Origin of the sequence: Paenibacillus durus (assembly GCF_000756615.1) — a bacterium.
Lineage (GTDB): Bacteria > Bacillota > Bacilli > Paenibacillales > Paenibacillaceae > Paenibacillus_AQ > Paenibacillus_AQ durus.
The window spans coordinates 2,849,551-2,863,491 of the sequence record NZ_CP009288.1 but is presented as its reverse complement, the minus strand read 5'-3'; the positions used below and the strand labels follow the sequence as shown (position 1 = coordinate 2,863,491).

Here is a 13,941-nt window from a genome sequence, read left to right as displayed (position 1 = left end):
ATAAGCTTTCGTCCCGAAGCATCTGCAAGATTCGAGCGCGGGGCGCATGACGGGCGGCTTACCGCCCCATACTATTGTATAAGGCAAAGGAGCTGAAACCCGTGAAGAAACAGATAAGAAAGATGCTGCTGAAGAAATATGCCGCGGTGGTTCTGTGTGGCACACTCACCATTCTGCTATTGTACTTTGCGGACTGGATCTTCGGGTACGGTATTACCAATGTTAACATCATGTTCCCGTTCACTATTACCACCCAAGCCGAAAAACTACTGATGATTACCCTTGCCGCAAGCTTCCTTATTCCGGATCTTATCCATTGGATTACCGGACGTCAGCCCGCTCGGGAACTCGAACGATAATTCCTGAATGCGGCGACAATAATCAGGACGGCCGGAATGACAATCGTAAAGACGGGATATACGAAGGTAAGCATCTCCCCGCCTTCCTCCAGATGTTCCACAAAGCTTCGCGAATCCAGCATGCCGGAGAATAAAATAATAATCGCCGAGGGAATAATCAACGTCCGGTAAGGGAGATTGAACAGGTCCGAGATGGCGATCACCGCTGCACCGTAGTAAACGGCTACTTTAAAAAAGACGCCGATAATCAGCAGCATTACCACCAAAACGTCCAATCGCTGAATAAAATCGGACAATGCCGCTTTACTTACGGTGGATAGCAGGGGAAACGGAGAACGCTCCACCATGTCGCTGCCCAGTACAGTAATATTGACGAGCGCCGTGTAGCTGATAATCAAACCGGCTGCCAGGATTGCGGAAGGGACAACCCAAACCGCTCTTTTTTTGTCGCCGATATAAGGCATCAGCATCATAAAACAGAAGACTTCGCCGAACGGAAACATATAATTCGAACGGATCACCGAAAGGGCCACCGGTTTGATTCCATCCCCCAGCATAGGCAGAATGCGCGGCCATTCCATTTCCCCGGAAAAAAGCATTAGCAGCGTAATAATCCCGCCGATCATCAGCACAAAAATCATAATAATAAACGAGGTCCGGGCCAGCACCTCAAGTCCCTTATGCAGCACGTATCCGCAGGACAAAATCATCATCGCAGCAACGATCAGGATCGGCGTTCGGTTCAAGGAGGCCATGACCAATAGAGCGCTGCCATCGCGCAAATCGCGGCCGGCTCCATTCAAGAAGATAACCGCATAAAGAATGACCACGACCGCCCCAAGCGGTTTGCCGAGAATCGCTCGTGCATAGCCGGATAACGGCAGGTCCGGATACAGCTTGAACAGATAATTGTAACCGGTATAGATGAGCATGCCCACCAAACAGCCCAGGAAGATGGCAATCCAGGCGTCTCTACCAGCTTCCATTCCAACATTGACCACTAGCGCCGTCCCCAGCTCAAACATGAGAACCAGAGAAAAAAAATGTACAGGGCCAATTCTGATATCACGCATGAAATCCCTCCATTCCTATTCCTCTCTCTCTTCCGACGATCGCAAGGAACGGGTCCTCATCTCGGTATGACGGACAAGGGTGTTGACCTTGATGTGCACTTTACACCGCGGAAAGATGATATCCCAGCGGTCCTTGACCCTTTTATAGCCTTTGGGGTTATTCCGCTCCACGCTCTCATTGAACCGGATATAATCGATGTTTAGGCGCATGGCCACTTTGACGGCGGCATCGATTTCCTTCCTGGTTTCCTCACTCAGAAGCTTTTCCCAGTTTCTTAGTACGGAAGACTTGGAAATATCCAGTGCACCGTTGTATTCTTTCAAAGCGGCTTGCTGCATTACGCTGATGTAGATATCCGGATGCTCCGGATCTTTCGCAATAGCCCTGACCGAGGTATGCACCTTGAACATACTAAAGGTGGCAGATTCATTATTCCCAAAGTCAAGAAATAACGGATATTCAGTCAGCTTGTTGTGGATCAGGCTCAGGCCCATTCCTTCTATGCCATCTTGGAATGCCATCAGTTTATCCTGCTTGAATACGGCAAGACCTGCGTTTTTCAGAATGGCCTTTGGCTTGATGCCCTCCACATTCCCCTTCGTTTCCCCCGCTTCCAGATCGCCCTTGACAAGCACGCCGTTGATAATCGCCCCTGCCTGTTTCGCCAATATCCCGCGGATTACATCATCCACCTCAATTCGGAAATTGTAACCGAAGGAGCGGTTTCCCGTTTCCAGCTTCTGAACAAGGTCGTTGGCAGGGATTTTGCCGAATACCGTCATTACGGAAAGAATGTCTTCCGCTCGCTGTCCTCTGGACACAAAGACCAGGGTGCTCAGCCGCATTTCGGATTCCCGTTCAAAAAGATCCATGAGATCCCGAATCCCTTCACGGGCGAGCTCTTCGGATATGATGATCACCTTTGAATGGCCCAGAGAGAGAATTCGCGGGGATTGGCGTGAAGCGTTGCCGAGCGCCTCATAAATGGACCGGCCGCTTCCTTTGTATAGAGCGACAGGGGCGTTCCCCCTGCTGTTTTTCCCGGTTATTTCATCCGCTACAACGACCTGGAAGGACACGCTGTATTTTTTCTCCTTCGACGGCCCCTTATCGATAGATACGCCAGATACTATAGCTCTCTTGTTCAGTTCAATGCTGTCCCAGCAGCCGGCCACAAAAAGAAGAAGCCCCGACACCACCAGCAGCTTCCATAGTTTAAGCACCGGTCTGCCCATCCTTCCCTGAATCGGATGTTCCTTTGTCCTTACCTGATTTATCGTTATCGTTCATATGTCCAAGCTTATTCGGCCTGAGATTAACCAAGAACATGGGCACTCTCACGATCGTATCCTTTTGGCCTCTCACAGAAAACGGACTGAACGGGGCTAAATAGGGAGTACCAAAAGATTGCAGGCTGTTGAGATGGGCAATCAATACGATCAGTCCCAGCGTAATGCCATAGAACCCGAACATCGACGCAGCGATCATAAATCCGAAGCGGACGATCCGGCCCGCGACGGCTAGATTGTAGGATGGAATGGCAAAGCTTGCGATACCGGTCAGCGCGACCACAATGACCATGACCGGCGTAATAATGCCGGCTTCCACTACGGCCGTGCCTAGAATCAAGGCGCCGACCACCGAAACGGTCTGTCCCACCGCTCTCGGCATCCGGATGCCGGCCTCTCTCAAAATTTCAAATGCGGCCTCCATAATGATCGCTTCGATCGCAGCCGGAAAAGGGACATTCTCCCGCTGGGCCAGCAGGCTGATCAGCATAGGCGTCGGTACCATTTCATAGTGGAAGGTAGTCAACGCAATAAAAACCGAGGGCCCCAGTAGCAGAATAATCAAGCTGACATAGCGCACCAAGCGCATGAGCGTGGCAATGTCAAACCGCAGGCTGTAATCATCGGTCGATTGAAGAAACTGGGCCAATACCGTCGGCACGATAAGCACAAATGGCGTACCGTCTACGATTAATACAATTCTTCCTTCCAGTAAATTGGCCGCCGCGACATCAGGACGCTCCGTATTAAATACCGTCGGGAACGGGGTGAATACTTTGTCCTGAATAAGCTGCTCGATATAACTGGATTCCAGAACCGCTTCAATGTCGATCTTGCTCAGGCGCATTTTTACTTGATCAAGGACTTTCGCTTCCGCCCTGTCTTTCATATATAAAAGGGCAACGTCCGTATTCGTCACAGTGCCAAATTTCATAAATTCAACCCAAAGCTTCGGCGATTTGATCCGTCTTCGGATTAGAGCAATATTTGTAATGATCGACTCGATAAAAGAATCTTTCGGCCCCCGGATCACAATCTGGGAGGAAGGCTCGCTGACGGTTCGCCACGCTCCCCCTTTGGTACCACCCTCAATAGCCTTACTGCAGCCATCGAGCAGAATGATAGTGTTGCCCGAAAGAAGAGAGAGCATCATGTCATCCCAATTGTCTCTAATTGCAATTTCGCCAAGCTCCAGCCCTCTCGCTAGGACGAGCCCAAGCCTGTCCTGCGGTTCCCGGGGCACCTCCTCGGCCGCATCTTCGGGATTTTCCATCAAAGCTTCCAGGACGAATTCATCGACAGCCGCCGTGTTGACCATTCCGTCCATATAAACGGCTGCCGCCCAGAACGGTTCGGCCGAACCGATCCGAAACTTCCGGATCTTCAGATCGGGACTTGACCCAAGCTCACGCTTCATATTTTCCAGCGTCTCAGCAAGATTGTCCGAAATGGTAAGGACTGCCTGGTTACCGGTTCCGGCCGCTGGATTACCCGAAGCCCCGGCAGATTCGTTCTGACTGTTTGGTCCGTTTTTTTTCATCCGCACTCGCCTCAATTCCAACTTCTTTTTTCCATTATTTACGGCTTCCGCGTTTGTTATTCGCATGGAAGGAGGAGCACATGGCTTCGGCAGGTGTCATAAAACGGCAAAAAGGCCAACCGGCAAGCTGCCGATTGACCTAATAAATGAATGGTTCTTCGCAGGAATTTTCTATCCCTTACAAGGACACGGAACCCGTATAAACCGCTTCAGCCGGGCCTGTCATATACACATGATTGTCTTCTTCATTCCATTCAATGTACAGATCGCCGCCCTTTAGGCTTACCCATGCCGCACGGTCACTCACTCCATTAAGCACGGAAGATACAAGCGTGGCGCAGGCGCCCGTTCCGCAAGCCAGCGTAGGTCCGGCTCCCCGTTCCCATACGCGCATGTCGATCCATCCGCGGTTTTTCACGGTGGCGAATTCGACGTTTACTTTTCGAGGGAAGAGAGGGTGAACTTCCAGCTTAGGCCCCCAGGTCGCCAGATCGAAGTTAACAGCGTCGTCAACGTAGATAACGCAGTGCGGATTGCCCATCGACACAGCAGTAAAAATGAATTCCTGCCCATCCGCCTCAATTGGCTGTCCCAGCACCGGCTCGGCGTCAATGTTTACGGGAATTTTGGGGCCCGCCAGTACGGGCTCGCCCATATCGACAGTTACCGTCTCAACCTTTCCGTTCTTCACCTGCAGCTTTACTTTCTGTTCACCCGCACCTATCGTTTCAATGACGATTTGCTCCGACTGTACATACCCATGGTCATAGACGTATTTCGATACACAGCGGATGGCGTTGCCGCACTGCTCCGCTTCAGATCCGTCGGAATTGATAATCCGCATCATGTAGTCCCCGCGTTCCGAGGGTAAAATATATACAAGTCCGTCTGCTCCGATGCCGAAGAACCGATTGCATAATTTAACGGCCAGATCAGACGCGTTGTCCGGCAGTGACTTCTCTCCGAATACGACAATGAAGTCGTTGCCGAGTCCATGCATTTTGGTAAATTCCATGCTTCGTCCACTCCTTCGATTAATTGCAACAAGCATACCGCAAGGAGGGAGACAAAGCTATTAATTTTATGCCGAAATTTTTGTACTTTTCAGCACCGTCTGTCCGCCGGCGCTGCCGCCGCGGCTGCGCTTCCGGTTCCGCTTCCCGCTCCAGACGCTGCCTGCGCCCATCAGGAAGGTAGGTATTCCGGCGGCGACCAGACACAGCGACCAGTCCCGGAAGCCCAGAGGGATCGTCTTGAAGATCGGCTGCATCACCGGAATGTACATAACCGCCAGCATCAGCAGCACGGACGAGAGTACCGCAAGCACAAGATATTTATTCTGGAACGGGTTCCGGTGGAACACGGAGCGTGAGCTCCGGCAGTCGAATACATGGAACAGCTGGGCCATAACGAGCGTGGCGAACGCTACCGACTGTGCTCTGACCAGCCGGGCCGGATCTTCCGGGGCAACACGAAGCGTCAGCCAGAAGGCGGCCAGCGTGCACAGCCCGATCAGAATGCCGCGGCTGACGATCTTCCAGCCGAGCCGGCGGGCGAAGATATTCTCTTTGGCGCCGCGCGGCTTGTGTTCCATCAAATCCTTCTCGGGCTGGTCTACGCCAAGTGCCATGGCGGGCAGGCCGTCCGTGACCAGATTGACCCACAAAATCTGGATGGGCACAAGCGGGAGCGGCAGACCGAGCATCATCGCAAAGAACATGGTCAGAATCTCGCCGACATTCGAAGCGAGCAAATACCGGATGAATTTGCGGATATTCTCATAGATGCTCCGGCCTTCCTCTATCGCAGCTACAATGGTCGAGAAATTATCGTCTCCTAAGATGAGCGCCGAGGCTTCCTTACTTACATCTGTTCCCGTAATGCCCATGGCAATGCCGATGTCCGCCGCCTTGATGGCCGGGGCGTCGTTGACTCCGTCGCCCGTCATGGCGACGACATGGCCGTTACGCTGCAGCGACTTTACGATGCGCAGCTTGTGCTCGGGCGACACGCGGGCGTAGACGCTGACACTGTCCGACAATTTATCGAGCGCATCGTCGTCCATCCGCAACAGCTGACTGCCTGTCAGCACCTTGCCCCCTCGCTGGAGGATGCCGAGCTGACCCGCAATCGCCTCGGCGGTGGTGCCGTGATCGCCGGTGATCATCACCGTCTTGATGCCTGCCCGCCGGGTGACGCTGATCGCATCCCGCACCTCCCGGCGCGGCGGATCGATCATGCCGGCAAGCCCGGCGAAGACCAGCTGGCTTTCGGCATCCTTCTCTGAATTAGCTTGCTCATTAGACCGCAGCTCCCGGTAAGCCAGACCGAGCACCCGGAGGGCGTCCGAAGCCATCGCTTCGTTCGCTTCCAGCGCTTTTTGCCGCAGAGTCGGCGTGCAGGGCACAACCTGGCCCTCCCACAGCATATATGAACAGCGGCTCAGCAGCACGTCCGGCGCGCCCTTCGTGCACACCATGCGGCCGCCGGGATGGGTCAGGGTCACCGACATCAGCTTGCGTTCGGAATCGAACGGAAACTCCTTGTCTCTGGTGAAGGTTACGGCAAGCGCCGAGGCGGTCAGTCCCATCTTCGCGGACAGCGCCACAAGCGCCCCCTCTGTCGGGTCGCCTTTGAGCTCCCAGATCTTGGCTGTGGACGGCGCCGTCTCTACTTCGCCGCCCTTCCCCTTGCCTTTATCTTTACGTTTGGTCCTCGTATCAGCAGGAACTGTCTCGTAAATCTCCGCATTGTTGCATAACGCTCCAATTTGGAGCAATCTCCGCAGGCTTTGATTGTGTTTTAGATCCGCAGGCTTTCCCTTGTCGAGAATTGTCCCGCTTGGCGTATATCCTTCGCCAGTAACATCAAAGCTGCGCCCTCCGCTCCACACATGGGTTACCGTCATCTTATTCTGCGTCAGCGTTCCGGTCTTGTCGGAACAGATCACGGACGCGCAGCCCAGTGTCTCTACCGAGGGCAGCTTGCGCACAATCGCCTTGCGCTTGATCATCCGCTGCACACCGAGTGCAAGCGCGATGGTGACGATCGCGGGCAGTCCTTCGGGAATCGCAGCGACCGCAAGGCTGACCCCTGCCAGAAACATCGAAACCGCAGGCTGGCCATGTAGAATCCCGGCAAGCACGACCACTACGGTCAGAGCGAGCGAGACGTAGATCAGAATTTTACCAAGCTGCTCCAGCCGGCGCTGCAGGGGTGTTTCCTGAGTGTCGGTGCTCTGGATCAGATTAGCGATTTTGCCCATTTCTGTATCCATGCCGGTACGGACCACCATCGCTTTGCCCGTTCCTCGGGTAACCATCGTGCCCATGAAGCCGATGTTCTTCTGATCGCCCAGCGGAACTTCCTCCGCATGTATCGGCTCCGAGTGCTTGGAGACCGGCAGCGATTCCCCGGTCAATGCCGACTCCTCGCAGTACAAGGCGCTGCATGTCAGCCAGCGTACATCGGCGGGGACCCGGTCGCCGCTCTCAAGCTGCACGATGTCGCCGGGAACGAGCTGCTTCGCCGGGATGTGCTGCACGGTTCCACCCCGCAGCACTTTTGCCGAAGGCGCGGACAGCTGCTTGAGAGCCCGCAGCGAGCGCTCCGCGCGAAACTCTTGCACGAACCCGAGCACACCGTTCAGGGCGATGATAGCGACAATCGTGATCGCATCCAGATATTCGCCCAGCAGCCCCGATACAAGCGTCGCCCCCATAAGCACCAGGACCATGAAATCCTTGAATTGATTGAGCAGCAGCGTCAGCGGGGATATTTTTTCCCCCTCCGACAGCTCGTTAAGCCCCTTCTCCTGGCGTCTTGCTTCAGCCTCCTCATCGTCAAGGCCCCGCTGCGGTGAAACCGCGAATGTCTTCTGCAGTTCCTCGCTGCCGAGCCGGTGCCAACTTTTTTGTTCCATGACTCTCCATTCCCCTCCCGGTCGTTTCTTGACTTCCGGCGGCGTTGTGCTTTTCCACCCGTTCATGACCAATGTATTCGGGGTCGTCCCGAATTATCACCCGGGCTTATCCTCTTCGTTTTGCGCAAGGCGGCAAAAGTATGGCATCATAGAGAGGAAAGAAATTTTACCAGCGACAGGAGAATTCGAATCATGGCACTAGACGGCATCGTGACCCGCGCCATTACGGCCGAGCTTCAGGCTTGCATTGGACAGCGGATCAGTAAAATATACCAGCCCGGTGATCACGACCTTGTATTTACACTGAGAGGCGCGGGCGGAGGCGGCAAGCTGCTCTTATCGGCCAATCCGACCTATCCGCGCCTGCATTTTACGGAAAGAAGCACCCTGAACCCGCCGGAGGCTCCGATGTTCTGTATGCTGATGCGCAAGCACTGCGAGGGGGGCGTCATCGAGGCTATTACCCAAGTGGGGATGGAACGGATTATTCACATCAATATCCGGCAAAGGGATGAGCTGGGAGATGTGTCCGCCAAAAAGATTATCATCGAGCTGATGGGACGTCACAGCAATATCATCCTGACCGACGCCGTCGCCGGTACGATTATCGACGGCATTCATCATGTTACGCCCGCGATCAGCAGCTACCGGATCGTCATGCCCGGCTTTGCTTACACGCAGCCGCCAGAGCAGAACAAGCATAATCCGCTGGACGTTTCGCGGAACGGTTTCTTGCAGTTGTACAACGCTGCTGAGACCACAGCGGCAGAGCAAGATCATGAGGCGGATGCGGGAACGGATGCGGAGAATCCGAAAAAAAGCAACCGAAAGCCGCCCTCCCAAGATCCCATTGCCTGGATCGTTGACACCTTCAGCGGCATCAGTCCGCTGATTGCGCAGGAAATCGCGCTGCGCGCGAAGGAAGGCCCAAGCGCCGGAGAATCCGGGGTAACTTCAGAGGACGCGAACCAAGGCGGCAAGCTCGCTGACGCCTTCGAAACCGTCATGGCGCCGGTCAGAGAGAACCGGTTCGATCCGGTAACCGGCACGAATGCCAAGGGCAAACTCGTCTTCTCGGCGGTCCCGCTAATGCTGCTAAGCGGCAAGACGAAGCATTATGACACCATCAGCCGCTGTATGGAGGACTATTTCGGCGATAAAGGCGAGCGTGATACGGTCAAGCAGAAGGTAAGCGACTTGATCCGCTTCCTGACGAACGAACGGAGCAAAAATATCAAGAAGCTGGCCAATCTTAAGGCGGACCTTGAGGAAGCCAGCGACGCCGAGCAGTACCGGGTCAGCGGCGAGCTGCTGTTCGCGTCGCTCCACACCTTGTCCAAGGGAGACAAGGAGGCGCGCCTGGTCAATTATTACGATGAGGACCAGTCTGAGGTCGTTATCCCGCTTGATCCGCTGCTTACGCCGTCAGACAACGCACAGCGCTATTTTAAAAAATACAATAAATACAAAAACAGCCTGACGGTCATTGAAGAGCAGCTTGAGAAGACGCATGAGGAAATCCGCTATATGGAGAGCCTGCTTCAGCAGTTGGATCACGCCTCCCTGAACGACATCGAGGAAATCCGGGATGAGCTTGTCGCCGGCGGGTATCTGCGCGACCGCAGTAAAAAGGGCAAAAAGAAGAAAAAGCCCGCCCGCCCGAGGCTTCAGGTGTTTACTTCCTCGGAAAACCTGGAGATTTATGTAGGCAAGAACAATCTGCAAAATGAGTACCTGACGAACCGCCTTGCCGGTTCCAATGATACTTGGCTTCATACGAAGGATATTCCCGGCTCGCATGTCGTGATACGGGGCGAGAATTTCGGAGACGCGACCCTTAATGAAGCTGCTCAGTTAGCAGCGTACTTCAGTCAGGCCAAGCAGTCCAGCAGCGTGCCGGTGGACTGCACCCTGATCAGGCATGTGCGCAAGCCAAGCGGCTCAAAGCCCGGCTTTGTCATTTATGACCATCAGCGGACCCTGTTCGTCACGCCGGATGAGGAAATGATCAAGCGCCTTCCCAGCACGCTGAAGAGCTGAGGTCAATCTGGAATGCGCACAATTGAACAACCAAATGAGCTGTTGTTCGTTCGCGGACATCATTAAAGAAGCTTTCACCGAACGCCCATACCGTTTGGTGAAAGCTTCTTTTTTCGCGTGTTAGGCCGATACTAAGATACCTCTCTAATCTTTCAGCCGTTCCAGCACTTCCGCTCCAACCGTTACGCTGCCGAGATCGCCGTGAAAAATCACGCCGCCCCTGGCGCCATGAAAATCCGAGCCGCCCGTAACGAGCAGGCCGTACTCCCGCGCCATTTCAAGGTAGCGCTCTACATCAGCGGGGCCGTGATCGGAATGATAAGCCTCGACGCCGGTGAACCCCCCGCCCTCAAGAATGCCGCGCACCAATTCATCGTCGCCGTAGATCCCGGGATGCGCGAGCACCGCCTTCCCTTTCGCTTCGGCGATCCAGACGCAAGCTTCTTCGGGGGAGATGCGCGGCGGCGACACAAAGGCCGCAGCTCCCTCGGCCAGATACTTATTGAACGCGTCGCGCATATCGATTGCTGCTCCAAGACGCACCAGCTCGTCCGCGAAATGCGGCCTGCCGACGCTCTCATCCGGCTTCAGCTCCCGCCCAATACCGCGAATGACCGCCTCCATCGTAATTTCGATGCCCAGTCCCCGCAGCCGTTCGATGATGGCTTCGTTCCTCGCGGCGCGGGTCTCCTGCAATGCGGCCAGCCGCCTTAGGAACTGCTCATCCCGATAATCGACGTAATATCCAAGAATGTGGATGTCTTTGCCGCCGGCGCGAGTGCTGATCTCAACGCCGGGAACGACCGTAATTCCGTACTGTTCTCCGGCCGCCAGCGCTTCGGCTATCCCTGCTACCGTATCATGATCCGTAACGGCGACCGCAGCCAGGCCCTTCTCCTTGGCCAGACGCACATTTTCAGCCGGAGGCTGCATGCCGTCGGACGCAAGGGTATGCGTATGCAGGTCGCAGCGCCCGGCAGGCTCGGCTTTGGCATCCCATCGTTCTTTTTCCATTTCGCTTATTTCTCTCCCTTCATCCTAAACTCTTCATCCCATCCCACTCCTCGCGCAGAACAACCTTTTTTCCCGCCAAAAAAACCGTCATCCACTCTCCCCCAAAATTTCGTTATTTCGACACGTACTTCCTAGTCCTCTGCATGCTGCCGCAGAAAAGTCAGAAACGTAACCGCGTGAATCGGGAGCAGCGTCGATTTTTGATGAATCGCGTAAAACTGCCGCTTGAACGAAGCGTCCGTGATATTTATGATCTTCAGCAGCCCCAAGGCGACTTCATGTCTAACCGTAGAGGGAGACAGCATCGTTATTCCGAGCCCCGCCTCCACCGCCGATTTGACAGCCCCCGTACTCCCAAGCTCCATGACAACCTGCAATTCGTCCAGATCCATCCCCTTGGACAGAAGCTGCTCTTCCATCACGCGGCGTGTCCCGGACCCCTGCTCGCGCAGCACGAACGGAAACCTCAGAGCCTCCTCAAGCAGCACTTCGCTTCTCTCGGCAAGGTCATGGCCTTCGGGCACAATCAGCTTCAGCTCATCCTCCATCACCGGCTCGATCACCATGTCCGGGTGGGTGACCTCCGCTTCAATCAGTCCGAAATTAAGCTGATGCTTCGTGATTTCCTCCATGATTTGCGTCGTGTTCATGATCTTCAGCATCACGGAAATATTCGGATACGCCTTGCCAAAAGGCGCCAGCAGCCGGGGCAGCACGTATTCCCCAATTGTCAGGCTTGACCCGAGCAGCAGCCGCCCTTCGAGCATATGAGTATAGGCCGCCATCGCCTGATCGGTCTGCCGCATCAGCTCAATGCTGCGCAGCGCAAACGGAAGCAGCGTCCTACCCGCGTCGGAGAGCATAATTTTCTTGGTAGAACGGTTGAACAGCTTCGTCCCGAAATAGTCCTCCAGCGCCTGAACCTGCATCGTCACAGCCGGTTGCGTCATATGCAGCGCCTGCGCCGCAGCGGAGAAACTTCCTTTTTCGGATACCGTGTAAAAAATGTGCAGCTGGTGAAAATTCATGCTCGTACACTCCTATTATCGCTAAGACTTATGTTCACGAGCCCGATTTCAAAAAGGCATGCGGCCCAGCCGCATGCCTCTTCGCCTTATGGTTTACTTCCTGTTATCGCCTCTTTCGGCCGCTCTGCATGAGGGTTACCCGCCGTGAATTTTGCTGCCGGGCATAATAAGTCTTAAGATCCCTAAGGTCTATATTTTCAGACATTTTTCCCAGAAACGAAACGACGATCAGCTTGTAGAGCGGATTTCCGTAAAGATCGGACTCGTCCGGAATTTCCACAATGCGCGCCGCCATCACAAGATCATTATCAACCACATACATTTCCGGCTCTGCCGGAGAATACGCACGCACCCTTTTTTGCTTGAGACACTGCCACAGCCAGTAAGCGGCATCTTTGCCGGGCTGTCCGTCGCTTTGGCCCCGTCCCTCATACCGGCTTCTTGCATGGGCTGTGATTACAAGGTCGGCGATTCTGTACTCATTCAGCATAACATAGAACGGCTCGTGAACGCCCCAGCTCCCAGTCTTATTATCGCGCATAGTTATCACACTCCACCATAAAGGGTCTTGGCGCGCATGTATTGATGACATCTTACCACCATAGGAGCGGGATATACAAGTTTGAACCTTAGGGGCTATACATAAGCCCGGGGCTCCAAATGACTGTCGTCGATCAGACAGCTGCCCTTGTGCAGCTTGCATCTTTTTTTCAGGCTTGCCGCTTCAGCAGCGATCTCTTCTATTGAATTGAAACTGCGAAAACGGTTAGTTACAATGGCAGCCGATAGCGACACGAGCGGGATTTCTTCCAATGTACCAGAGCGGTTCTCGGCCAGTACAGACTGTCTCATAAAATGCGCCTCGGAGTAGAAGCCCCTGATCGTCTCATCGAACGCGCGCAGAACCGACCGGCAGCATTCTCCATATTGATGGTGATCCAGAACGACGATAAAATCGTCTCCTCCAATATGTCCGACAAGTCCTCCTGAGGGAGTCATGCCGTTTTTTATAAGCTCTGCCGTCCACTGAAGCAGCCGGTCCCCTTCCTTGAACCCATAGGTATCGTTATAAGCCTTGAAATTGTCGAGGTCAAAATAAAGCACGCTGTAGTGCTCCTGTGTTAGCGATCCCTTCAACCATTCACTAATGCTCACATTTCCGGGAAGTCCGGTAAGTGGATTCATGAAACTCGCTGTCTCGGCTTGAATTTCGGCAAAATGAAGCAGCAAATCCCTGACGCTGACCGCGCCGTACAGCTGGCTGCCGCAAGTGACCACCACATCATCGTACAGCTTCTCTTTGTCACGTCCCATCGCCAGCCTGCTGACATCGGTAATAGGACATTCATAATCAACCACCAATGGATCAGGGTCCATAATGAGCTGTACGGGTCTTTCCATATACAGCGTGTAGCCATATAAGGTCCCGATTCTCTGGTAAAATCTCACTCTCATAATTAGAGCGATCGGGTAATCATTCTCCGTTACTGCCACCCCGTGAAGCGCGGGATTTTCTTTGAAAATCCGATCTACGCGTTCACATCGGGTGCCGGGAGCGATGCTCGGAATTGCCTGGCTTATTTCTCCAACTTTATTCTGCATCAACCTAGGCTCCTTTCCAAGGAAGAAGCGGCTGACCGATCCTGTACAGAAGGGGCGCTTCCCGTAGAATATT

Annotated in this window: 11 protein-coding genes; 2 read left to right on the top strand and 9 right to left on the bottom strand. The window is 54.1% G+C overall.

The annotated features are described in order from the left end of the window. The first annotated feature begins 101 nt into the window (after positions 1–101). Positions 102–359 carry a YczF family membrane protein gene (locus tag PDUR_RS12205; RefSeq protein WP_042206508.1) on the top strand — a complete coding sequence of 86 codons (258 nt, stop codon included), beginning with the start codon at positions 102–104 and terminating at the stop codon, positions 357–359. Here PDUR_RS12205 and PDUR_RS12200 read toward each other — a convergent pair. From PDUR_RS12200 to PDUR_RS12180, 5 genes are all read right to left on the bottom strand, one after another. Further along, positions 332–1,432: a GerAB/ArcD/ProY family transporter gene (locus PDUR_RS12200; protein WP_042206507.1), complete on the bottom strand. Its 1,101-nt coding sequence runs from the start codon at positions 1,430–1,432 to the stop codon at positions 332–334. The genes PDUR_RS12205 and PDUR_RS12200 overlap by 28 nt on opposite strands. Before the next feature lie 15 nt (positions 1,433–1,447). Continuing rightward, the gene (locus tag PDUR_RS12195) at positions 1,448–2,656 is read right to left on the bottom strand and encodes a Ger(x)C family spore germination protein (RefSeq protein ID WP_052410199.1); all 1,209 of its coding nucleotides are present in this window, start codon (positions 2,654–2,656) and stop codon (positions 1,448–1,450) included. Continuing rightward, positions 2,649–4,262 (bottom strand): spore germination protein, encoded by a 1,614-nt coding sequence (locus tag PDUR_RS12190; RefSeq protein WP_042206505.1) that lies wholly within the window; start codon positions 4,260–4,262, stop codon positions 2,649–2,651. Before PDUR_RS12190 ends, PDUR_RS12195 begins: the two co-directional genes overlap by 8 nt. Before the next feature lie 178 nt (positions 4,263–4,440). Beyond that, positions 4,441–5,277, bottom strand: a complete 837-nt coding sequence (dapF, locus tag PDUR_RS12185) for a diaminopimelate epimerase (RefSeq protein ID WP_042206504.1) — start codon at positions 5,275–5,277, stop codon at positions 4,441–4,443. A gap of 66 nt (positions 5,278–5,343) precedes the next feature. Next, positions 5,344–8,184 (bottom strand): calcium-translocating P-type ATPase, SERCA-type, encoded by a 2,841-nt coding sequence (locus PDUR_RS12180; protein ID WP_042206503.1) that lies wholly within the window; start codon positions 8,182–8,184, stop codon positions 5,344–5,346. A gap of 192 nt (positions 8,185–8,376) precedes the next feature. Here PDUR_RS12180 and PDUR_RS12175 point away from each other — a divergent pair, with 192 nt between their 5' ends. Then, positions 8,377–10,224 carry an Rqc2 family fibronectin-binding protein gene (locus tag PDUR_RS12175; protein WP_042206502.1) on the top strand — a complete coding sequence of 616 codons (1,848 nt, stop codon included), beginning with the start codon at positions 8,377–8,379 and terminating at the stop codon, positions 10,222–10,224. A gap of 144 nt (positions 10,225–10,368) precedes the next feature. Here PDUR_RS12175 and PDUR_RS12170 read toward each other — a convergent pair whose 3' ends face one another. The 4 genes from PDUR_RS12170 to PDUR_RS12155 all read right to left on the bottom strand — a co-directional run bounded on the left by PDUR_RS12170 (position 10,369) and on the right by PDUR_RS12155 (position 13,868). Further along, on the bottom strand, positions 10,369–11,238 hold the full coding sequence (locus PDUR_RS12170; RefSeq protein WP_042206501.1) for a PHP domain-containing protein: 870 nt from the start codon (positions 11,236–11,238) through the stop codon (positions 10,369–10,371). Between the two features lie 131 nt (positions 11,239–11,369). Continuing rightward, positions 11,370–12,266, bottom strand: coding sequence for a selenium metabolism-associated LysR family transcriptional regulator (locus PDUR_RS12165; protein WP_042206500.1), 897 nt, complete (start codon positions 12,264–12,266; stop codon positions 11,370–11,372). A gap of 103 nt (positions 12,267–12,369) precedes the next feature. Beyond that, entirely contained in the window at positions 12,370–12,807 is a 438-nt protein-coding gene (locus PDUR_RS12160; RefSeq protein ID WP_042206499.1) for a hypothetical protein, read from the bottom strand. Positions 12,808–12,902: 95 nt separating this feature from the next. Beyond that, complete coding sequence (locus tag PDUR_RS12155) at positions 12,903–13,868, bottom strand: GGDEF domain-containing protein (RefSeq protein WP_042206498.1); 966 nt, start codon at positions 13,866–13,868, stop codon at positions 12,903–12,905. Positions 13,869–13,941: the final 73 nt, after the last annotated feature.